Annotated in this window: 19 protein-coding genes; 9 read left to right on the forward strand and 10 right to left on the reverse strand. The window is 68.1% G+C overall.

Features of this window, described 5'->3' with window-relative positions; translation table 11 throughout:
• The first annotated feature begins 75 nt into the window (after window positions 1–75).
• Window positions 76–1,083: a hypothetical protein gene (locus ABIE21_RS09970; protein ID WP_354024670.1), complete on the forward strand. Its 1,008-nt coding sequence runs from the start codon at window positions 76–78 to the stop codon at window positions 1,081–1,083.
• 92 nt (window positions 1,084–1,175) lie between these two features.
• Complete coding sequence (locus ABIE21_RS09975; RefSeq protein ID WP_354024671.1) at window positions 1,176–1,892, forward strand: alpha/beta fold hydrolase; 717 nt, start codon at window positions 1,176–1,178, stop codon at window positions 1,890–1,892.
• Window positions 1,893–1,926: 34 nt separating this feature from the next.
• Here ABIE21_RS09975 and ABIE21_RS09980 read toward each other — a convergent pair whose 3' ends face one another.
• Window positions 1,927–2,214 (reverse strand): DUF1905 domain-containing protein, encoded by a 288-nt coding sequence (locus ABIE21_RS09980; RefSeq protein ID WP_354024672.1) that lies wholly within the window; start codon window positions 2,212–2,214, stop codon window positions 1,927–1,929.
• A 74-nt stretch (window positions 2,215–2,288) separates the two neighbouring features.
• Between ABIE21_RS09980 and ABIE21_RS09985 the strand changes: the two genes are divergently transcribed.
• Entirely contained in the window at window positions 2,289–2,717 is a 429-nt protein-coding gene (locus ABIE21_RS09985) for a VOC family protein (protein ID WP_354024673.1), read from the forward strand.
• A gap of 2 nt (window positions 2,718–2,719) precedes the next feature.
• Here ABIE21_RS09985 and ABIE21_RS09990 read toward each other — a convergent pair whose 3' ends face one another.
• The 3 genes from ABIE21_RS09990 to ABIE21_RS10000 form a co-directional block, all read right to left on the reverse strand.
• A complete protein-coding gene (locus ABIE21_RS09990) occupies window positions 2,720–3,127 on the reverse strand; it encodes a VOC family protein (protein ID WP_354024674.1) in 408 nt (135 codons plus the stop codon).
• A 176-nt stretch (window positions 3,128–3,303) separates the two neighbouring features.
• Window positions 3,304–4,350, reverse strand: a complete 1,047-nt coding sequence (locus ABIE21_RS09995; protein WP_354024675.1) for an NAD(P)-dependent alcohol dehydrogenase — start codon at window positions 4,348–4,350, stop codon at window positions 3,304–3,306.
• A gap of 111 nt (window positions 4,351–4,461) precedes the next feature.
• On the reverse strand, window positions 4,462–5,172 hold the full coding sequence (locus tag ABIE21_RS10000) for a TetR/AcrR family transcriptional regulator C-terminal domain-containing protein (protein WP_354024676.1): 711 nt from the start codon (window positions 5,170–5,172) through the stop codon (window positions 4,462–4,464).
• A 98-nt stretch (window positions 5,173–5,270) separates the two neighbouring features.
• On the opposite strand from ABIE21_RS10000, the gene ABIE21_RS10005 reads away from it, so the two are divergent.
• Window positions 5,271–5,978: a DUF4386 domain-containing protein gene (locus ABIE21_RS10005; RefSeq protein ID WP_354024677.1), complete on the forward strand. Its 708-nt coding sequence runs from the start codon at window positions 5,271–5,273 to the stop codon at window positions 5,976–5,978.
• Between the two features lie 18 nt (window positions 5,979–5,996).
• On the opposite strand, the gene glsA is transcribed toward ABIE21_RS10005, so the two are convergent.
• Window positions 5,997–6,926 (reverse strand): glutaminase A, encoded by a 930-nt coding sequence (glsA, locus tag ABIE21_RS10010; protein ID WP_354024678.1) that lies wholly within the window; start codon window positions 6,924–6,926, stop codon window positions 5,997–5,999.
• Between the two features lie 72 nt (window positions 6,927–6,998).
• Window positions 6,999–7,271: a DUF2277 domain-containing protein gene (locus ABIE21_RS10015; RefSeq protein ID WP_354024679.1), complete on the reverse strand. Its 273-nt coding sequence runs from the start codon at window positions 7,269–7,271 to the stop codon at window positions 6,999–7,001.
• A 122-nt stretch (window positions 7,272–7,393) separates the two neighbouring features.
• On the opposite strand from ABIE21_RS10015, the gene ABIE21_RS10025 reads away from it, so the two are divergent.
• A complete protein-coding gene (locus ABIE21_RS10025) occupies window positions 7,394–8,824 on the forward strand; it encodes a GmrSD restriction endonuclease domain-containing protein (protein ID WP_436232327.1) in 1,431 nt (476 codons plus the stop codon).
• A gap of 27 nt (window positions 8,825–8,851) precedes the next feature.
• Here the strand turns inward: ABIE21_RS10025 and ABIE21_RS10030 are convergent, their stop codons facing one another.
• The 4 genes from ABIE21_RS10030 to ABIE21_RS10045 all read right to left on the reverse strand — a co-directional run bounded on the left by ABIE21_RS10030 (window position 8,852) and on the right by ABIE21_RS10045 (window position 16,022).
• Window positions 8,852–9,688 (reverse strand): class I SAM-dependent methyltransferase, encoded by an 837-nt coding sequence (locus ABIE21_RS10030; RefSeq protein WP_354024680.1) that lies wholly within the window; start codon window positions 9,686–9,688, stop codon window positions 8,852–8,854.
• A 95-nt stretch (window positions 9,689–9,783) separates the two neighbouring features.
• The gene (locus ABIE21_RS10035; protein WP_354024681.1) at window positions 9,784–10,452 is read right to left on the reverse strand and encodes a lysophospholipid acyltransferase family protein; all 669 of its coding nucleotides are present in this window, start codon (window positions 10,450–10,452) and stop codon (window positions 9,784–9,786) included.
• Window positions 10,453–10,473: 21 nt separating this feature from the next.
• On the reverse strand, window positions 10,474–12,627 hold the full coding sequence (locus tag ABIE21_RS10040) for an MMPL family transporter (protein ID WP_354024682.1): 2,154 nt from the start codon (window positions 12,625–12,627) through the stop codon (window positions 10,474–10,476).
• Window positions 12,628–12,707: 80 nt separating this feature from the next.
• The gene (locus tag ABIE21_RS10045; RefSeq protein WP_354024683.1) at window positions 12,708–16,022 is read right to left on the reverse strand and encodes a family 16 glycoside hydrolase; all 3,315 of its coding nucleotides are present in this window, start codon (window positions 16,020–16,022) and stop codon (window positions 12,708–12,710) included.
• A gap of 315 nt (window positions 16,023–16,337) precedes the next feature.
• On the opposite strand from ABIE21_RS10045, the gene ABIE21_RS10050 reads away from it, so the two are divergent.
• The 4 genes from ABIE21_RS10050 (at window position 16,338) to ABIE21_RS10065 (ending at window position 19,824) form a co-directional block, all read left to right on the forward strand.
• Complete coding sequence (locus tag ABIE21_RS10050) at window positions 16,338–16,949, forward strand: hypothetical protein (RefSeq protein ID WP_354024684.1); 612 nt, start codon at window positions 16,338–16,340, stop codon at window positions 16,947–16,949.
• Window positions 16,950–16,963: 14 nt separating this feature from the next.
• Entirely contained in the window at window positions 16,964–17,974 is a 1,011-nt protein-coding gene (locus tag ABIE21_RS10055) for a hypothetical protein (protein WP_354024685.1), read from the forward strand.
• Between the two features lie 105 nt (window positions 17,975–18,079).
• The gene (locus ABIE21_RS10060) at window positions 18,080–19,657 is read left to right on the forward strand and encodes a sodium-dependent transporter (RefSeq protein ID WP_354024686.1); all 1,578 of its coding nucleotides are present in this window, start codon (window positions 18,080–18,082) and stop codon (window positions 19,655–19,657) included.
• Complete coding sequence (locus ABIE21_RS10065) at window positions 19,654–19,824, forward strand: MetS family NSS transporter small subunit (protein WP_354024687.1); 171 nt, start codon at window positions 19,654–19,656, stop codon at window positions 19,822–19,824. Before ABIE21_RS10060 ends, ABIE21_RS10065 begins: the two co-directional genes overlap by 4 nt.
• The last annotated feature ends 2 nt before the right edge of the window (window positions 19,825–19,826 follow it).

A 19,826-nucleotide genomic window follows, 5' to 3' on the forward strand; every position in this document is an offset into this window, starting at 1 on the left:
TGCCGCCGACACTAGTCGCGAGCGACCGGGCGATCTAGGGTGAAGGGACAAAGCTGAATCGCCTACGCTCGGCAGATGACCGACGCGCCGCTCGACTCCCTGCTCGACGGCCCGCGCGGCCGCCGGCTGTGCCTCGGACTGCTCGACACGTCGCAGCCGCTGGGCTCACTCGCGTACTACGCGGCGCGGTCCCCCGCCGAGCTGCCGGCGCTCGTCGGTGCCGTCGCCGAGGCATCCGTCCCCCTCGACGCCGCCTCGCTGCTCGACGCGCTCGAGACCGCCGTGTCGACCGCGATGTACTGGCAGCCGCCCGACGAGACCGACGTACTGCTGCAGCACCCGTCGTTGATCGCCGCCCTCGAGCCCATCGCGCGGCTGGTCGCTGGCGCCCTGGAGACGGCGTGGTGGTCGACGCCGGTCGCCGTGGACGATCAGCACCGGGTGCAGTGGACGGATGTCTCGTCCCGGCCGCTCCCCACCCCGACCAGCACGTCCGAGCGCCTCGCGAGGTGGAAGGCGCACACCCTCGCTGACGAGCGTCGCGCGGCGGAACGACCGGCCGACGTCACCGCGCTGTACGGCGGCGAATGGTGGTCGATCCCCGCGCACGCCGAGCTGATCACGACGACACGCTCGCTGCCCGGGCTCGGGGCGGCGAAGCTGCGGCTGGTCGAAGACGACTTCGGCTGGACCGGGGCGGATGTCACGCCGCTGCGCCCTCTCGCCGCGACCCGCACGTTCGAGATCACCGGCCCCGCCGACTGGGTCGAGCTCGCCGGCCGCTACCCGCTCGAGGTGACGCTCTCCCGCCGCCACGAATGGTGGCGGGTTACCGGCCGCGACGGGGGCTGGGTCGTCCCCGACTGGCAGGCCGTGGCATCCGACTTCGATGCGGTTCATCTCACCGTCGCCGGCTATCTCGTCTCGGCCGGGCGCGCTCTACCCGTGGGCGAGGCGGCCACGATGCTCGCGGGCTGGGATCCGGACGAGACCTACTGGCTGGGCGACGTGCTGGAGTCGGCCGGCGCGTCGGTGCACTGGCAGCGCGACGCCTCCGTCGACGGCCCCTGGTCGCCCCGATAGTCGCCGCCCGCCTCCGTCACAGGAACAGCGTGTGTTCTGTCCTACCTAGTACGAAGCGTTTCCCACCGCAATCTGACTAGAGAGAAGAACAAATGTCTGACACGAACCCGACCGTCGTTCTCGTTCACGGCGCCTTCGCCGAGTCGTCGAGCTGGAACGGCGTCATCCGCACACTCACGCAGTCGGGGCTCACGGTCGTCGCCGCGGCGAACCCGCTGCGCAGCCTCTCCGGCGACGCGGCCTACGTGCGCGACGTCGTCGCGTCCATCGGCGGCCCCGTCGTGCTCGTCGGCCACTCCTACGGCGGAATGGTCATCACCGAGGCGTCCGCCGACAACGCGTCCGTCGTGGGCCTCGTCTACGTCGCGGCATTCGTGCCCGGGCAGGGGCAGAGTGCCCTGGAGCTGTCGGGCAGCGAGCCGGGCAGCACCCTCGGCGACGCCCTGAGCGCCTATCCGGTGGCGACCGGAGGCAATGACCTGATGATCCGGCAGGAGCTGTTCCACCACCAGTTCGCGGCCGACGTCTCCGAGGGAGAGGCCGGGCTGATGGCGGCGACCCAGCGTCCGGTGACGGATGTCGCGTTGTCGGAGGGCCTCGCCGCCGCGACTCCGGGGTGGTCGAACATCCCCTCGTGGTTCGTCTTCGGCGACGCCGATCTGAACATCCCCGTGGCCGTCCACCGCGCGGGTGCCGAACGCGCCTCGTCGCGAGGGACCACGGAGATCGCCGGCGCCTCGCACGCGGTCGGAGTCTCTCAGCCCGACGCCGTCGCTGCAACGATCCTCGAGGCGGTCAACGCGGCATGAGCCGCGGGGTGGCGTCGCGTTGCCGCGGCGTCGCCTAGCTGAGCCGCTGCTCGAGGTGAACGGTGACGGCGTCGCCGATGTCCTTGCCGAGCCGTTTGCGCAGCTTCGCGTTGAGCGAGAGCATGTGGCTCCCCGCGCCGGTAGGCATGAACGCGGACGAGACGGGGACGCCGTCGACTGTCGCGGCCACCTTGACCGACTTGCCGGTGCCGAAGAACTCCGCCGAGCCGGGCATCTCGACGCACGCCCAGATCTCGCCCTTCACGTCGACGCCGATCGGCGCGACGAAGGTGTGGTCGAGGGCTTCGGGAAAAGAGGTCATATGAGATTCTCTTGGCAGACGCGGCCGCTGCGCTACCCGGTGTCGGCCGAAGCGACCGCGTGGGATCGTGAAGCATGGAACCCCGCATCTCGGTGATCACCCTCGGCGTGGCCGACCTCGACCGGTCGTACCGCTTCTATGCAGAAGGCCTCGGCCTTCCGACGACGCGCAAGGCGAGCGAGGGCATCGTCTTCTTCCAGACTCGTGGGGCCACGCTGGCCCTCTACCCGTACGAGTCTCTCGCCGACGACGTCGGCCCCGGCTGGAACGCGCCGCGCTCGCGGTTTCCGGGCATCACCCTGGCGCACAACGTACGAGAACGGCACGAGGTCGACGAGGTGTTGGCCGCCGCGGTCGCGGCCGGGGCGACGATCGTCAAGACCGCGGATGACACGGACTGGGGAGGCTACTCGGGCTACTTCACCGACCCCGACGGCTACCTCTGGGAGATCGCCTGGGGCGCATTCGAGTTGAACGACGACGGGGCGCTCGCGGTGAGCTGAGACTAGCGCTGCTCCATCACCGCGAACAGCGAGTGGATGTTGCCCTCGGGGTCGGCGAAGAAGCCGGTCACGTGCCCCCAGTCCTGCTCAACAGGCTCGGCGATGGCGACGGCACCGCGCTCGAGCAGTGCGGCGAAGCGAGCCCGAACCAGTTCGGGCGTGGCGCACTCGAAGTTCAGCTCGACCGCCTGCCCGGCGCGCGGCGAGCGGAACGAGGGGTGGTCGTGCGTGTGCGCCCCCATGCCCGCACGCCGGAAGATGGCGAGACGCACGCCGGTGCGACTGTCGAGCGCGACGTAGTCGGTCTCGCGTGTGACGACCGCGAACCCGAGGGCGTCTTCGTAGAACGTGGCCATCGCGGCCACGTCGTCGGCGAGCAGGGTGATGCCTTCGAGCGCGATTCCGTTCATGCGACAGACGCTATCGGCACGCGCCGACATCGTCGGGCGACCCGGGCCGCGTCGAAGAATCGCGGCAGATCGACCTAGCTCTCGCGAGCTAGGTCGATTTGCCGCAAGTTTTGGCCGAGACAGCGTGCAGGGATGCGGGGCCAGCTGCTCGAGAGCGACCGGCCCCGCGACATCCGCTACGGGACTATGACAGCACGACCGCGGATGCGGCCGGCGGCGAGGTCTTCGTAGGCCTTGGGTCCGTCATCGAGGCCGTAGGTCTCGACCTCGACCGAGATCTTGCCCGCGCGGGCGAGGTCGAGCACCTCGATGAGCTCGCTGCGGCTGCCCCAGTAGGGCATGCGCACGGCGGCGTCGAAAGCGATGCTGCCGAAGCTGAGGGCCATGGTGCCGCCGCCGATCCCGACGATGGTCACGTCGGAGTCGAGCGCCGCCACGCTCTGCGCGAGCGCCATGGTCGGGTTCGCTCCCACGAAGTCGAACACGGCGTCTGCGCCGAGCCCGCCGGTGATCTCGCGGATCTTGCCGGCAGCGGCGCCGTCGCTGATCAGCACGTGGTCGGCGCCCACGTGGGTGGCGAGCTCGAGCTTCTCGTCGTTGACGTCGAGCGCGATCACGGTCGCGCCCGAGAGCGCCTTGAGAATCTGGATGCCCACGTGTCCGAGTCCGCCGGTCCCGATGACGACGGCGAACGTGCCCGCGCCGAGCTTCGGCAGGGAGCGCTTGATCGCGTGGTAGGGCGTGAGTCCGGCGTCGGTGAGCGACACGTTCTGCACGGGGTCGAGGTCGCCGAGCGGCACGAGGTGGCGCGCGTTGTCGACGATCATGTACTCGGCCATCGACCCCTGGCTGCCGAGTCCGGGAGGACGGATGCCTTCAGCCGCGGCATTCGTGCAGTAGTTCTCCTGTCCGGTGGAGCAGTTGTGGCAGCGGCCGCAACCCCACGGGCCGTAGACCGCGACGGCGTCGCCGACCCTGAGCGTGGAGTCGACGCCCTCGCCGATCTCGTGCACGATGCCGGCGCCCTCGTGGCCGAGCGTGAGCGGCAGCGGGTAGCTCTGCTCGAAGTAGTCCTTCTCGGGCAGGCTCATGACGTAGTCGTCGGAGTGGCAGACGCCGCCCGCTGTGACTTTCAGCAGAACCTGGCCGGGACCGGGGCTGGGGATCGGGATGTCGACGACCTCGGGTGCCTGACCGATGGCGACGTAGCGGAGTGCTTTCATGATGGCGTCCTCTTCCTTGCGGACCGAGTGGTCTGCCGCGGTATGCGGTAGGCAGGAAGCAGTCGAATCCGCAGCTTCAATTATGCGCGACATGTGTTGCATTGTCTGGGGCTAGACAGCGGCCCGTCTCGACGACCACCCGCGCTCGTGCAGCCGCTCGAACCCGTCGAGCATAACGTCGAGGGCGAACTCGAACTCGAACTGGTCGTCGCAGCCGTGTCCGACGGCGGTGCCCTCGTCGTGCGCGCTCGCCATCGCCACCGCGAGGATGTTCGGATACGAATCCCCCATCTGCCGCATCATCGCGGCCTGCGCCTCGGGCGGCATCGGCGGCGCGGCTTTTCGCGCGGCCGAGTCGTCGAACAGCTCCTGCGTGAAGCCCCACATGCGGCCGCCGATGGCGTGCATCACGTGGTGGGTGAGGTCGACCGAGAGCCCGCCGTCGAGAAACATGCCGGTGAACGAGTCCATGTAGTCGAGCACGGCGGGCGTCTGCCTGGTGCGGGTCTCGAGAACGGACCGGGCCCACGGATGCCGCTGCAGAGCACGTCTCGCCGAGAGCACCCGCTCGCGCACGACGGTCTTCCACTCGGCGTCGACGACGGGCGCGTCGATCTCTCCGATGATGACCTCGACCATGCCGTCGAGCAGTTCCTCTTTGTTCTGCACGTGCTTGTACAGCGCCATCGGAACGACGCCGAGCTCCTGCGCGAGCCGGCGCATGCTGAGGGCGTCGATGCCGATCTCGTCGGCGAGGGCGACCGCGGCGCGCAGCACGCGGTCGCGATTGAGGTACACGCGCTTCTCGGGCATCCGTGGCATCCGCCTCTCGACCGGTCTTGACAGGAGTACAGCGTACACCTAGTGTCATCCGCAGGTGTACGCCGTACACCTCAAACTGATTCGAACGGAACCCGACCATGAACTCGTACCGCACAACAGCCATCGCCGTGGGCGTGCTGTTTCTCATCACACACGTGACGGCGATCGTGCCGCGCATCTTCTACGGCCCCTTTCTCATCGACGGCTCGGGCGATGCGAGCGCGGTGACGTTCGGTGCGCTGCTCGAGGTGGTCCTGGCCCTGACCGTCGTGGGCACCGCGATCGCCCTGTACCCGGTGGCCAAGCGTCAGGACGCCGGGCTCGCCGTGGGCTACGTCGCGTTGCGCACGCTCGAGGCGAGCGTCATCCTCGTCGGCGTGGTCGGGATACTCACCCTCGTGTCGCTGCGTGCCAGCGTCGCAGGACTCGCGGATGATTCATCCGTCGCCCCTCTGATCGACACACTGGTCGCGTTCGTCGACGTGTCGTTTGTCGTCGGCCCCGGTTTCATCTGCGGGACCAACACGGTGCTGATGGCCTGGATCATGTACAAGTCGGGCCTGGTGCCGCGCTTCATCGCGGTGCTCGGCCTCGTCGGCGGGCCGCTCGTCTTCGCGTTCAACGTCGTGAAGCTGTTCGGCTTCTCCGAGCAGATGATGCCGTGGGCGGGCCTCGCCGTCGTGCCGATCTTCTCGTGGGAGCTGTGCCTGGCGTTCTACCTGATCGTGAAGGGGTTCCGCCCGGAGGCGCTCGCGCGGCTCGGTCTCGTCGACGGGTCAAATCAGCGCCGGCTGGTCACCGCGTAGGCGCGCGGCGCGCGGCGCTCAGCCGAAGATGTGCAGCCCGAGGTCGTCGGCGAGCTGCTCGCAGGCGAGCACGCCCCGCACGCTGTTGCCCTCCTCGTCGAGGGGCGGACTATAGACGCCGATGCCGAGCCGGCCGGGTGCCGCGGCGACCAGTCCGCCCGCGACACCCGACTTGGCGGGCAGCCCAACCCGGCGCAACCAGCGGCCCGACCCGTCGTACATTCCGCAGGTCGCCATCACGCTCAAGGTCTCGGTCACCACCTCGGGGCTGATGGCCTGATCACCGGTGACGGGGTTGCGTCCGCCGAACGCGAGCGTCGCACCCATGATCGCGAGCACCTCGGCGTCGACGAGCACGGAGCAGGCGCGCGCGTAGACCGCGATCGCGTCGTCGACCTCGACGTGCAGCGTGCCGGCCGAACGCATGAGGTAGCCGAGGGCGCGGTTGCGGTCGCCGAGCAGACGCTCGGAGCCCGCCACATCCTGGTCGATCTCGAGGTCGCGGCCGGCGATGCGCGAGAGGCCGGAAAGGATGCGCGCCGTGCGCTCTTCGGGGTCGGAACCGTCGACCAGGCTGGCGGTGAGCAGCGCACCGGCGTTGACCATCGCGTTCGGCGGTCGCCCGGTCTCCGACTCGAAGACGATCGCGTCGAACGCCTGCCCGGTCGGCTCGGTTCCGACGGCGTCGAGCACCTCGTCGCCGCGGTCCATCAGAGCCAGTGCGTAGACGAACGGCTTCACGGCCGACTGCAGGGAGAACGGGATGCGGGAGTCGCCGGCCGAGCGGATCTGACCGTCGGCCGTGACCGTGGCGATGCCGAACAGACCGGGGTCGGCGGCCGCGAGCTCGGGGATGCTGTCGTCGACCTCGCCGCCCTCGATGTCGCGCAGGCGCCGGTCGAGGGCGTCGAGGTCGTAGCGGGCCAGTGCATCGTCGGAGATTGCCATGGCGCCAGTCAAGCAGGAGCCGCTGGGCGACTCCTGCCGGGGCGCTTGCCTGGGCGCCTGTTAGGCCGCTCGCTACGCCGCGGCGAACCGCTTGGCCGACCGGGCCTTGGCCTTCTCGGCTTCGACCTCGCGGTTCTTCGGCGGCGCGGTGGTCACCAGATCCTCGAGCAGATGTCTGGAGATGTGGGCGATCTCGTCGACGGCGCGATTGAAGGCCTCTTCGTTGGCCTTCGACGGCTTCGTCGATCCGCTGATCTTGCGCACGAATTGCAGTGCGGCGGCGTGCACCTCGTCGTCAGTGGCGGCGGGCTCGAAATTGTGGAGTGGATGAATGTTCCGACACATACATCGAGGGTAGCGACGGGGCCCGGGGAGGGGTAGATCGTCGGCCGGTCAGGTTCCCCGAATTGGGGCGCGACTATTGCTCGACTACGCCGTACGCTCAGTTGCCGCCCCGAGAGGACCCTATGACTGACCCGACACATTCCGCGAACCCTACTGAGCCCGCCCTCGCCGGACCGATAGCGGGTTGGTACGACGACGGTGCTGGGCGAAAAAGATGGTGGGACGGCTCGGCGTGGTCCGAGACCCGGACGGCGCCATTGAAGTCACGATGGTTCCGGCCGACCCTCAGCACCTGGCTGGTTGGCGCGCTCGTCGCATTGTTTCTGATCGTCGGCACCGCCACGAGCGGCTTTGCCGGATTCCTGATCATGCTCGGCCTCGCAGGGATCATCACCGCGCTTTACGCCGTCGTCACCGGCAGGCGGTCGCGGGCGTCGATACCGACCCGAAAAGTTGCCGCAATTGCGTTGGCTTCGAGTCTCGTGCTTACCTTCGCGGGCGGCGCCGTGGCAGGACCCACCGCAGAAAGACCTTCGATCAGCGAGTCGGCGCTGATCGCTGTCGAGACTGCCGAGCCCGCAGAAGAAGTCGTCGATGAACCGGCCTACGCCTTCACCGTCGAGGCGCCAATGGATCCCGACACCGCGGTCGCCGCCGAGGAACCGGCCAGCGTTGCCGCAGTCGACACCACTGCCACGACGGGAACCGCGCTTTCCCTGCTCGCCGCCCTTTCTATCAAAGGCAAAGCACCGAAGACCGGCTACGACCGCACGGCTCTCTTCGGAACCGCCTGGGTGGATGTCGACCGCAACGGCTGCGATACACGCAACGACATTCTGAGGCGCGACCTCACAGCCGCGGGCTTCTCCGGCTCCTGCAAGGTTGTGAACGGCACGTTGGTGTCTCCGTTCACCGGGGCGGAGGTCGCCTTCGTTCGAGGCAATACGACGTCGGCGCTCGTACAGATCGACCACGTCGTCTCCCTGTCGAATTCTTGGCAGACGGGCGCGCAGCAGCTTTCTCAGGCTCAGCGCATCTCCCTAGCGAACGACCCGCTCAACTTGCTCGCCGTGGACGGCAAGTCGAACGCTCAAAAGGGCGACGGCGACACGGCGACATGGTTGCCCTCAAACAAGGCCTTCCGGTGTGCTTACGTCGCGCGCCAAATCTCAGTCAAGGCGACCTATGGCCTATGGGTGACGCAGTCCGAACGCGACGCCATGAGCGGTGTTCTTGCTTCGTGCGAAGGCGAACCCACGATCAACTCCACTTTCACTCCGGCGCCGGCGCCGGCGCCGATTGCGGTGGTCCCGGTTCCAGCACCTGCTCCAGCGCCAGCACCCGCGCCAAAGCCGGCACCTGCGCCCGCTCCGGTCCCTGTGCCGGCCCCGGCACCCGCGCCGGCTCCCGCTCCCGCACCCGCGCCCGCGCCCGCCCCCTTTTACAAGAACTGCACGGCGGCACGTGAAGCCGGTGGGGCGCCGGTTTACCTCGGTGGCCCGGGATACGGCACCCACCTTGACCGTGACGGAGACGGTGTCGGCTGCGAGTAGCCACGGCGCCCGGAGAGGGGTAGACCCTCACACCCGGCGCATCACCGTCACGAGGTACTCCCACTCGAGCCGGAACGGGTCGGTCGCCACTGAGTGATCCCGCGCGAGCGCGACCAGCGCGTCGTCGAGCGCGGCCGTTCGGTCGGCGTCGTCGGCGAGCGACTTGTACACCGCGATCGTGGGCCCGTAGTTTTCGCGGAAGAAGTTGCGAAAACCCTCTGCGTGCTCGAACCGTGTCACCGGAAGCATCCGTCGCTCCTGTCGAAGTGTCTCTGCTCGTCCTTCGAACAGCTCGTCGAGGTGAGCGGGAGACCCCCAGGCCGGAGCCGGCTCGACGCCGGGCGGAGGCGCGGGCGCGAACGGCTTCATCGTCGCGAACAACTGGCCGATGAAGCCTTCGGGTGTCCAGCTCGTGACGGCGATCGTGCCGTCGGCCCGGCAGACCCGCACGAGCTCGTCGGCCGCGCGACGGTGGTGCGGGGCGAACATCACGCCGATAGTGGAGAGCACCACGTCGAACGATTCGTCGGCGAAGGGCAGGTTCTCGGCATCGGCCTCGACCCAGTCGATCGCGAGATCGCCCGCCGAGGCACGGCCGGCGTCGAGCAGTTCGGGCGTGAGGTCGGAGGCGGTGACGCGTGCTCCGAGGCGCGCGGCGGGGATGGCGGCGCTTCCCGTGCCGGCCGCGACGTCGAGCACGACGTCGTCGGGTCCGACCCCGGCGAGCTGCACGAGCTCCGGGCCGAGGGGATGGACGAGGTCGTCCACCACCTTCGGGTAGTCGCCGAACGCCCACATGGCGCGGTGCCGGCTCTTCAGTGCGCGGTCGGCGTCGTCGGTCGCGCTGGTGTCAGTAGTACTCATGCTGGGGCCCTTCCCTCATCGGGTGATCCCCGTCGGATCACCTCCGGTGGGCCCATGATCCCGCGTCTCCCCCGTGCCGGAACAGGGGGTGGCAGTTACTCCTTCGTGCGCTTGCGCGACGGCGGCGTGTACTCGTCGCTGTACTCCTGGCCGCTCATGGCGAGTACCGCGTCCATGATGCGGTCGGTCATTGTGCGCAGCATCGCGTGGTCGCGGTCCTTGCCGTAGAATTCGTTGAAGTCGAGCGGGGGGCCGAACGAGATTCCGATGCGCTGGATGCGTACGCGCCCGTCGCCCTCGGACGGCATCACCTTGTCGGTGTCGATCATGGCGACGGGCACGACGGCCGCGCCCGACTCCAGCGCCATGCGGGCGACCCCGGTGCGGAAGCGATGCAGCTTGCCGTCGCGGGTGCGCGAGCCCTCCGGGTAGATGCCGAGCACGTCGCCCTTGGTGAGAACGCTCATACCCGCTTTAAGCGAAGCTTCGGATGCCTTGCCGCCCGACCTGTCGATGGGAATCATGCCCGTCGCGCGCAGGAACCAGGCGACGAACCACTTACCCAGACCCCTGCCCTCGAAGTAGGTGCTCGCGGCGAGAAAGTAGATGCGCCGCTTGATCACGAGCGGCAGGATCACTGAGTCGATGAACGACAGGTGGTTGCTGGCCAGGATCACCGGCCCCGTGCCGGGAATGTTCTCGACGCCTTCGAGGCGCGGGCGGAAGAGGGTGCGCAACAGCGGGCCCGCAACGATCGTCTTCATGAACCAGTAGAACATCGAGACTCAGCGTAGTACCGCCTCCAGCTCCCGCTCGCTCGCGGTGGTCGCGTCAGACCGGCGCCACGGCCCGAACCAGTTCCAGCGGCCGAGCAGGGTCATCAGCGCCGGCAGCAGGAGTCCGCGCACGACGGTCACGTCGAGGAGGATCGCGATCGTCATTCCGACGCCCACCTCTTTCATGGCCAGCAGGCTGCCCGAGGCGAACCCGAGGAACACGATGGCGATCGCGATCGCGGCCGTGGTGACCACCGGGCCGGTCGCCGTGATGCCGCGCAGCACGGCCCGGTCGTTCGCGAGCCGCGGGTTGATCAACCGGTCGCGGCCATCCCACTCCTCGTGGATGCGCGCGAGGAGGAACACCTCGTAGTCCATCGACAGGCCGAAGGCGAGCAGCCCGATCATAAGCGGGGTCGTCACGTCGACGGCTCCCCACGGTTCGAACCCGAGGAGAGTCGACCCCCAGCCCCACTGGAAGATGGCGACGACACTGCCGAGCGTCGCGGCCACGGTGAGCGTGTTGAGTAGCACGGCCTTGAGCGGGATCACGACCGAACGGGTGAGGAACATCAGCAGCATAAACGTCGCCAGTAGCACGACACCGACGGCGAGGGGCAGCCGCTCGCCCAGGTGCGACCGCGTGTCGACGACCTCTGCGGCGGGTCCGGTCACCTGAACGGCGAGGTCGGTCTCGAGGGCGCGGATGTCGCGGACGAGCTGCTGCGCGTCGGCACTGGTCACGTCGCCGTCGATCGCGAAGTCGACGACCGTGACCTCTGGCGGCAGGTCGAGCACGCTGTCGGCGTCGTAGACGAGCTCGTGCGCGGCGATGCGGTCGAGCAGGTCGACCACCCGGAAGTCGGTCACCGGCGCGTCGATGAGCACGGTGGCCGCCGTCTCGGAGACGTCGCTGAACCCGGTGGTGACGAAGTCCTGGGTCTGGCGTTCCTCCGAGTCGACGGGCAGCGAGCGGATGTCGGAGCTGCCGAGAGTGAGCGTTGTCAGCGGCGCGGCGAGCAGCAGCAGGCCGGCAGTGGCCGCGACCGTGACGAGCACGGGCCGACGCTGCGCGAATCCGGCGAGGCGGGCGAGCATCCCGCGACGGGCCACCCCGTCGCCAGGCGTTGACCGCAACGGCCACAGCCGTTTGCCCTGCACGGGGATGCGCTTCGAGAACACCGCGATCAGCGCCGGCACGAGGGTGAGCCCCGCGAGGGTGGCGAGCAGCACCGCCGCGACGCCGCCCACGGCCATGCCCGACAGCAGCGAGTTGCCGAGCAGCATGAGCCCGACGAGCGCGATGAAGACGGCGAGACCGGAGACCAGCACGGCGCGGCCGGACGACGCGACGGTGCGCGCCATCACATTTTCCAGCGAAGCATCCGGAGTCCGTTGCCGCTCCTCTCTATAGCGGGCGATCACGAGCAGGCTGTAGTCGACGGCGAGTCCCAGGCTGAAGATGGTGACGATGTTGACGGCGAACTCGTTCACCGGAATGACGAGGATGAGCGCCGAGAGGGCGAGCAGCGCGACCGCGATGACGGCGATCGCGGCAACGATGGGCAGCGCGGCGACCCTGACGCCGCCGAGCACGACGGCCAGCAGCACGAAGAGAACGACGATGGCGACGCCCTCGCCGACCGCCGAGTCGACGACGGCCCGGTCGACGAACTCCTGTTCCGCGAGGAACTTGCCGCCGACGAGCACGTCCGCGGGCTCGATGGTCTCGAGCAGTGCCGAGACCTCCGCCGCCACGGCGATGGTCTGCTCCTCGCCGAGCTGCTGGTCGAGCTCGACGCTGACGAGCGAGCTGGTGCTGCTGTCGCCGATCAGCCCGCCCGATGTGTACGCGTCGCCTACCTCGACGACGCCCGGGATCTCGCGAAGCTGCTGCATCACGCCGGTGGCGCTGTCGACGAGCTCGGGAGTGTAGAAGTCGGCGCCGGTGATGACGGCGGTGACGATCTCGCCCTCGGGGTCGAGCCGGTCTAGCCGCTGCTGCGCGACGAACGACTCACTGCCGGTCGGCGAGTCCTGCACCGGCGTGGTGTGGTCGAAGATCCCGCCGCCGAGAACCACCCCGCCGAGCACGAGCACGCCCCATGCCGCGAGCACGATGCCGCGCCTGCGGGCGACCTGTCGTCCGATTGCCTCGAGCATGTACCGGTGTTCCTTCCAGAGTCCAGAAATAGAGAGGTGGATGTTTCGGGGACGGGCGAACCCGCCCCCGAAACGTCAGATCAACCGCAGTTCTTCGCGGCCCACGGTGCTTCGACGCTGGCGGTGCGTCCGTCGCCCGTCGCGGTCACGGTCGCCTTCCCGGCGGGCAGGCTCGCGAGTCGAGTCGTGAAGGTGTGGAATAGGGCTGCGCCCGGCTTCACGGCCTTCAGTGTCTTCTCGCCGAACGACGTGGCGATGGTGATGTCCGCGGCGACCGTGTCGGTGTTGGTGGCACGCACGGCGACGAGCGCCTTGCCCGCCACGCAGCGAACCTCGACCGTCGCGGTGACCGCCAGCGGCTTCGCCAGATCCTTTATGCGAATGTCACGGTAGGAGACCGCCTCGCCCGCACCATGGTTCTGGATGCCCACGAACCCCTGCGAGATGTCCCGCGCGGGGTCGGTGCTCGTGAACTCGTTGACCACGCTTCCGTTCAGCACCACCGTGATGGTCTGGCCCTCGACGATGATGTCGTACGAGTTCCAGGTGCCGACCGGCTTGAGCGACGCGGCGACCGCCTCAGGGTTCGCACCCTGGAACGTGTAGATCGCGCCGGTCGTGCGGTCCGGGGCATCCGTCGCATCGATCTGGATCTCGTACCCCTTGTTAACGGCGACGAACGGGTCGTTGCCGGGGTCGGGGAACCCGACGAAGAGACCGCCGTTGTGGTCGGCAACGAGCTTCCAGTCAAACTTCAGGCTGTACGACTCGAACTCCTTCTCGGTGTGCCAGAGCAGACCCATGCCGCCGCTGCCCCTGAGGCTGCAGTCGTCGGTGACGCGTCCGAACGAGCCGGCGCCGGCGAGCTTCCACTTCTCGAAGCTCGCGAGCGTTCCGTCGAACAGCGCGGTGTAGCCCTCTTCGACCGCTGCGGGTGCGCAGATGTCGTTGGCGCCGACCGACAGCGCATCCACGTTCACGTTGCCCGTGTCTCCGGCGTCGTACTTGATCGCGATCGTGTTCGCTCCAGCCTTGAGGTTCAGGTCACGGGTGGCCGTGGTCCACGTCTTCCAGTTGCCTGTCTTGGGCAACGACCACGGGGCGACCTCCTGGCCGTTCACGTAGACCGACACGGTCTTCGTTCCGTCGAACGGGTTGGGCCCGTTCGCGTAGCGGAGGTTCACCGGGTAGGTGCCCGCAGTCTCGACGGATGCGGCGAAGGTGACAGCCGAACCCACCTCCTGCACTCCCGCGGCGAAGCCGGAGCCGGAGTATCCGTTGTGCTCGGTGTCCACCCGGGCACCGCCGGTCAGCGAGGCCGATTCGGCCTCGTACCAGCCGCGGTCGGCCGGCGTGACATAGCCGGGGATCGAGTTGAGCGTGTACCAGGCCTCGGTGTTCCACAGCTCGCCACCCGACTCGGAGGCGAAGGGCCGCGGCGAGCGCAGGTGCACGACGAAGCCGGGCTTGAGCCCGTCGATGTCGAGAGTCACGGTCTTGCGGTCCTCCGACACTTGCGCGCTGGTCACGACGAGGGTCTCCTCGTCGACCTTCGGTCCGCCGTAGTCGGGGGTAGCGACGTAGCGCCACTGCTGCGCGCGGTAGGCGGTGGCGATGTTCGCCACCGTCTCGGCCGAGACCGGCTGGGTGTACTCGATGGCGAATCCGCCCTCGGTGACCTTCACCGACTTCATGTCGAACGCGTTGTCGCCGACCGGGGTCAGCTTCTGCAGGCCGTAGTGGAGCTTGTCGGACTCGCCCCAGTTGCCGCCCTCGCCGATACCGCCGAGGTAGATGGCGCCGTCGGGCCCGACGATCGTGCGGTTGACGCCCGCTTCGATGCCGGCGGTGTGGCGGAAGATTGCGCCCTGGTACTCGCCGTCGACCTTCTCGAGGAACGCCCTCTGCAGTCCGCCGTAGGTCACGTCGCCGATCAGCATCTGGCCGGCGAACGGGCCCTCGTCGAGGAAGACGGGGGCGCTCGGCGAGTTGCCGATCTCGTTCTGCGGAATCCAGAGCACCGGAGGGGTGACCGGGTTCTGATCGAACGGCCCGACGGGGTTCGTGTAGTGGTTGAAGAAGCGGTCCTGCTTGACGTGGAGCAGCTTCGACGCTGGCAGCCAGCCGCCCTGGTTGTCGGTCGCGAAGAGGTCGCCCTCGCCGCTCAGCGCAACGCCGTTGGGGGTTCGCAGGCCGCCCGCGATGAAGTCGACCGCGCCCGTGGCGCGGTTGATCTTGATCGCGGTGCCGCGGTTCTGCGCGGGCTGCGGGTTCGTCGAGGCGCCGCCGTTGTTGATGGCCACCGATAGGTTGACGTAGAAGTTCGCGTCGTCGTGCACGAGTCCGAAAGCGAACTCGTGGAAGTTGCCACCATCGGGCCATCCGGCCACCTTGGTGTGGATGTCGTAGAAGCCGTCGCCGTCGGGGTCGGTCAGCTTCGTCAACTGGTGTCGTTCGGAGACGAAGATCTCGTCGCCGATGACGTCGACCCCCATGGGGTTGAGCAGGTCGGTCGCGACCTTGGTCGGCACCACCTGGTCGGCGCTCGTCTCGCCGAGCACGTTGTCGAGGATGAACACCTCGCCCGGCTTGGCGTTGGGCACCCACCCGCCCGAGCTCACGGAGCCCGAGGTGATGACGACGAGCCTGTCGTCGTCGGTGAAGTCGAGGCCGGTGACCTTGGGCTCGAAGCCCGCGGGGCGCAGGTTGGTGAGCGTGTAGTTCGGGTTGACGGCGTCGAGCCGCAGTCCGTCGCCGGCGGTGTCGGTGGCCCCTTCGCAGTACTTGGTGCCCGGCGCGGTGACGCGCACGACGTTTGCCTCAGTGCTCAGCACCGAGGTCGGGACAACCTCGAAGGCGGTGGTTCCGGGCCGCTTCCACTCGAGCTTGAGCACTTGGCCGTTGGTCGCTTCGAGGAAGTCGACGCGCAGTGCGTGCGTTCCGGCGGTCAGGGTCGCCGTGCCGTCTTTGGAGGTGGTGCCGTGTAGTCCGCCGTGGTCGATGACCAGTTCGTTGTCGATGCGGAGTTCCGATCCGTCGTCGCTCGTCAACCGGAACGCGTAGGCGCCCGTCGTCGCGATGGTCAGATTGGCGGTGACGATGGAGAGGAAGTTGTCCGACAGCCCGAACTCGGCCTCGGTCGAGTAGTTGATCGTCGGCATGAGCTTGTCTGCGTTCGGCGTCGTACCCGACTTGAGCGTGCAGATGTCCTGGGTACCGGGCGGCAGCTGGAACGAACGCAGCGTCACTCCCGGCTCCTGCTCGGGGGTCGCAGCGACCGCGACGGGCGCGAATCCGGTGAACGCGAGAATTCCCACGAGCGACCCGGCCAGGGCCATCGTGGCCCCTCGCCCATGTCTGAGCTTCGTGATCGGCGGACTGATATTTATGGGCACCATTGCTCCTTTTTTTCAGCGAGATGTGAGCCGCCGGGCGGCATCTTCGCGACCGATCGGCAAGCGGGCCACAGTCTATGCAGCTTTAAGCACCCGGTCTACAACTTTTGATTGTTCCCCGACTTATGATTTTTGGCACGCGTTTGGGGGCCGTCATCGGCATATGTCGAGCACTGCACAGCTTTTGCTTGACCGCCGGCGTTGCCCCCCGTTAGGGTCAGTCCGAGCTTGGCTCAGTGCATTCTCTCTATCCGTCGGTTACCCGTCGACGGTCCCCACTTCTCCGCACCCGCGGACGACCCTTGGAGTACGACTTTGAACAGACGCGCATTCGCATTTCGCGCAACCACCGCCTTCGCGGGAGCAGTGACGCTCTCCGTCGTCGGTGGCAGCGGAATCGCCCTAGCCCTCGACGACCCGCACGGCGACAAGGATGTCGCCGTCTCCGTCGAGATCGCCGAACTCGAGGGACCGGGCGTGCTCGCCATGACCGTGGCCGGCCAGTCGGCCGCCCTGACCGAGTCGGGTTCGACCGCCACCAACCGACAGTTCACCGGCACGCTTCCCACGGTGACCGTGACCGACACCCGCACCGCCGACGAGATTCCCGCCGGCGCGTACTGGTACGTGCTCGGTTCGATCACCGACTTCTCCGGCACCGCCGGCCAGCCCGACATCGCCTCGGCCGACAGCTTCGGCTGGACGCCCAAGCTCGTGGCGGGCGACCCGGGCAGCGTAGCGGCCGGCGACGAGGTCGACCCAGGCGAGGGATTCACCGACTCGGAGATGCTCGCCATGGCCTACGACTCGGGCGAGATCGCACCCGAGGGCAGCTGGTCGGCTAACGCCGACCTCAAGCTGCTCACCGGAGCGGCCGTCGCGCCTGGGAAGTACTCGGCGACGCTCACCCTGTCGCTGTTCGAGTAGCCCGACTCGACTCGATGAAAGCACACGCTTTCGCCGCGGTGGTCGCCCTCGCGGCGGCCGCCTTCGTCGCGGTGGCCACACCGGCCGCCGCGGCGATGGCCGACGACCCCGTCGTCAGCTGGTCGCTGGCCCCTGCCGATGCGGTCGGGCCGGACGGCCGGTCGTGGGTGGAGCGGAAGGCCGCGGCCGGCGAGACCGTCACCGAGCACCTCGCGCTGCGCAACCACGGCGCGACCGCGACCACCTTCATCCTGACGGCCGCCGACGGTTACTTCACCGAGACCGGCCGCTTCAGCATGCTGCAGGCCGGCGAGACCTCCGTCGGGGCCGGCACCTGGATCTCCGTCGCATCTGACGTGCTGGTGGAGCCCGGTGCTACGGCAATAGTGCCGTTTACGGTCACCGTTCCCGTGAACGCGACGCCGGGCGACCACGCAGCGGGAATCGCGGCATCGGTGCTGAGCTCGGGCACCACGAGCGACGGAACCCTGGTCGGCCTCGAGAGCCGCGTCGGCTTCCGCGTCATGACGCAGGTCTCCGGGGACCTCGCGCCCGTGCTCGCGGTCAGCGGACTCACCGGCGAGTACTCCCCCTCGTGGAACCTCTTCACGCCCGGCGAGCTCACCATCCGCTACACGGCCGAGAACGCCGGCAACACGCAACTCGAGTTCGGCGAGACGGTGGACGGGGTGACAACGCAGCGGCGCGACCTCTTCCCCGGCGAGACGCGCGCGGTGGCCGTGGCTCCCGCGAAGGTGTGGCCGCTCGGCCTCGTGTCGATGGATGTCACGTTCGAATCATCCGTACCCACTGACGCAGGTCTCGCCGTGGCGCCGGTCACCGAGACGATCGTGTTATGGGCCGTGCCGTGGCTGCATCTCGCAGCGCTGGCGGGGGTTCTCGTAGTCGTCGCGGCGATGCTGCTCGCCCGGCGCCGCAACAAGGCGAAGATCGCGCGGCTGCTCGAGGAGGCCCGCGCCGAGGTGCGGCGCGAGCGGGAGGAGGCGGTGGGCGCGTCAGCGTGACCCTTCGATCTCGTCGATCCCCTTGGGGCCGAGCGCGTTTCTGTCTACTCTGGGGCGAATGGCGCGAGCGCTGCGTGCCGAGGCCGAGGGTCGAGGAGGTCCCCATTGTCTACAGGATCCGCACCGCAGACCGCAGCGCCGCCCCGTGAGCAATGGACCGGCCAGGTCGGCTTCATCCTCGCGGCCATCGGCTCGGCGGTCGGTCTTGGCAACATCTGGCGCTTTCCCGGCGTCGCCTATGAGAACGGCGGCGGCGCGTTCCTCATCCCCTATCTCGTCGCGCTGATCACTGCCGGCATCCCGATCCTGTTTCTCGACTACGCGATCGGCCACCGGTTTCGCGGATCCGCGCCCACCGCCTTCCGCCGTCTGGGCGGGCGCATCTCGGGTCGCTGGCTCGAGGGGCTGGGTTGGTTCCAGGTCGCTGTCGCCTTCGTAATCGGCCTGTACTACACGGTCGTCATCGCCTGGGCGCTCAGCTACTTCGTGTTCTCGTTCGACCTGCGCTGGGGCGACGACCCGGCGGCCTTCCTCACCGGCGACTACCTGCAGGTGAGCGACCCCGGATTCAGCTTCGAGTTCGTGCCCGGCGTTCTCATCCCCCTCGTGATCGTCTGGCTCGTGACGATCGCGGTGCTCGCCGCCGGTGTCGCCAAGGGCGTGCAGCGGGCCAACGTGATCTTCCTGCCGCTGCTCGTCGTCGCCTTCGCCGTGCTCGTGGTGCGAGCACTGTTTCTCGACGGCGCGGCCGAGGGTCTGAACGCCCTGTTCACGCCCGACTGGGAGGCACTCGGCGACCCCAACGTCTGGATCGCCGCCTACAGCCAGATCTTCTTCTCGCTCTCGATCGCCTTCGGCATCATGATCACCTACGCGTCGTACCGCAAACGCAAGGCCAACCTCACGGCGCCCGGGCTCGTCGTCGCGTTCGCGAACTCGTCGTTCGAGATCCTCGCCGGCATCGGCGTGTTCGCCACCCTCGGCTTCTTCGCGTTCCAGCAGGGGATCGAGGTCAGCGAGCTCGAGGGACTCACCGGCGTCGGCCTGTCGTTCATCACCTTCCCGGCGATCGTGTCGCAGATGCCCGGCGGCCCGATCTTCGGCGCACTGTTCTTCGGGTCGCTGACGATGGCGGGATTCACCTCGCTGCTGTCGGTACTGCAGGTGGTATCGGCCGCGTTCCAGGAGAAGTTCGGTCTCACCACACGTCAGGCGGCGATCCGGGTCGGCGGGGTGTCGGCGATCCTCTCGGTACTGATCTTCTCGACGACGACCGGGCTGTTGGCGCTCGACACCGCCGACCAGTGGGCGAATAACGTCGGGATCGTGTCATCCGCGATCCTCACAGCCATTCTCATCGTCTGGGTGCTGCGCAAGGGCGACGAGCTGCGGTTCCACCTGAACTCGGTCTCGACGTTCCGGGTCGGCAAGGTGTGGGTGTTCCTCGTGGGCATCCTCGCGCCGATCGTGCTGGCCTACATGCTGATCTCGCGCATCGTCACGCTCATCGTCGAGGGCTACGCCGACCTGCCGGCGTGGTACCTCGGCATCGTCGGCTGGGGCACAATCGCGTTCATCATCGTCGCAGCGGTCGTCTTCACCGCGCTGCGCTGGAAACGTGACCCGAACGACTTCACCGCCTGGCCCGAATACGCGCCCGTGACCAAGGAGACCCGCTCATGACCGGCATCGCCATCGCGTTTCTGCTGCTCGCACTGGTGCTGGTGTGGGGCGGGCTGATCGCCAGCATCCTGTTTCTGCGGGCGCGCACTGAGTTGGAAACGTACCCGCCGGGCGGAGAGGACGACGATCACCGGGAGGACGAGGCTCCGGGGATCCGGGACACTTAGGG

The sequence above is a fragment of the Conyzicola nivalis genome (genome assembly GCF_040548875.1).
GTDB lineage: Bacteria > Actinomycetota > Actinomycetes > Actinomycetales > Microbacteriaceae > Conyzicola > Conyzicola nivalis_A.

What these genes read in the sequence shown, in the direction of transcription:
- ABIE21_RS09970 (WP_354024670.1), top strand. Translation starts at nt 76, where the DNA reads ATGACCGACGCGCCGCTCGACTCCCTGCTCGACGGCCCGCGCGGCCGC.
- ABIE21_RS09975 (WP_354024671.1), top strand. Translation starts at nt 1,176, where the DNA reads ATGTCTGACACGAACCCGACCGTCGTTCTCGTTCACGGCGCCTTCGCC.
- ABIE21_RS09980 (WP_354024672.1), bottom strand. Translation starts at nt 2,214, where the DNA reads ATGACCTCTTTTCCCGAAGCCCTCGACCACACCTTCGTCGCGCCGATC.
- ABIE21_RS09985 (WP_354024673.1), top strand. Translation starts at nt 2,289, where the DNA reads ATGGAACCCCGCATCTCGGTGATCACCCTCGGCGTGGCCGACCTCGAC.
- ABIE21_RS09990 (WP_354024674.1), bottom strand. Translation starts at nt 3,127, where the DNA reads ATGAACGGAATCGCGCTCGAAGGCATCACCCTGCTCGCCGACGACGTG.
- ABIE21_RS09995 (WP_354024675.1), bottom strand. Translation starts at nt 4,350, where the DNA reads ATGAAAGCACTCCGCTACGTCGCCATCGGTCAGGCACCCGAGGTCGTC.
- ABIE21_RS10000 (WP_354024676.1), bottom strand. Translation starts at nt 5,172, where the DNA reads ATGCCACGGATGCCCGAGAAGCGCGTGTACCTCAATCGCGACCGCGTG.
- ABIE21_RS10005 (WP_354024677.1), top strand. Translation starts at nt 5,271, where the DNA reads ATGAACTCGTACCGCACAACAGCCATCGCCGTGGGCGTGCTGTTTCTC.
- glsA (WP_354024678.1), bottom strand. Translation starts at nt 6,926, where the DNA reads ATGGCAATCTCCGACGATGCACTGGCCCGCTACGACCTCGACGCCCTC.
- ABIE21_RS10015 (WP_354024679.1), bottom strand. Translation starts at nt 7,271, where the DNA reads ATGTGTCGGAACATTCATCCACTCCACAATTTCGAGCCCGCCGCCACT.
- ABIE21_RS10025 (WP_436232327.1), top strand. Translation starts at nt 7,394, where the DNA reads ATGACTGACCCGACACATTCCGCGAACCCTACTGAGCCCGCCCTCGCC.
- ABIE21_RS10030 (WP_354024680.1), bottom strand. Translation starts at nt 9,688, where the DNA reads ATGAGTACTACTGACACCAGCGCGACCGACGACGCCGACCGCGCACTG.
- ABIE21_RS10035 (WP_354024681.1), bottom strand. Translation starts at nt 10,452, where the DNA reads ATGAAGACGATCGTTGCGGGCCCGCTGTTGCGCACCCTCTTCCGCCCG.
- ABIE21_RS10040 (WP_354024682.1), bottom strand. Translation starts at nt 12,627, where the DNA reads ATGCTCGAGGCAATCGGACGACAGGTCGCCCGCAGGCGCGGCATCGTG.
- ABIE21_RS10055 (WP_354024685.1), top strand. Translation starts at nt 16,964, where the DNA reads ATGAAAGCACACGCTTTCGCCGCGGTGGTCGCCCTCGCGGCGGCCGCC.
- ABIE21_RS10065 (WP_354024687.1), top strand. Translation starts at nt 19,654, where the DNA reads ATGACCGGCATCGCCATCGCGTTTCTGCTGCTCGCACTGGTGCTGGTG.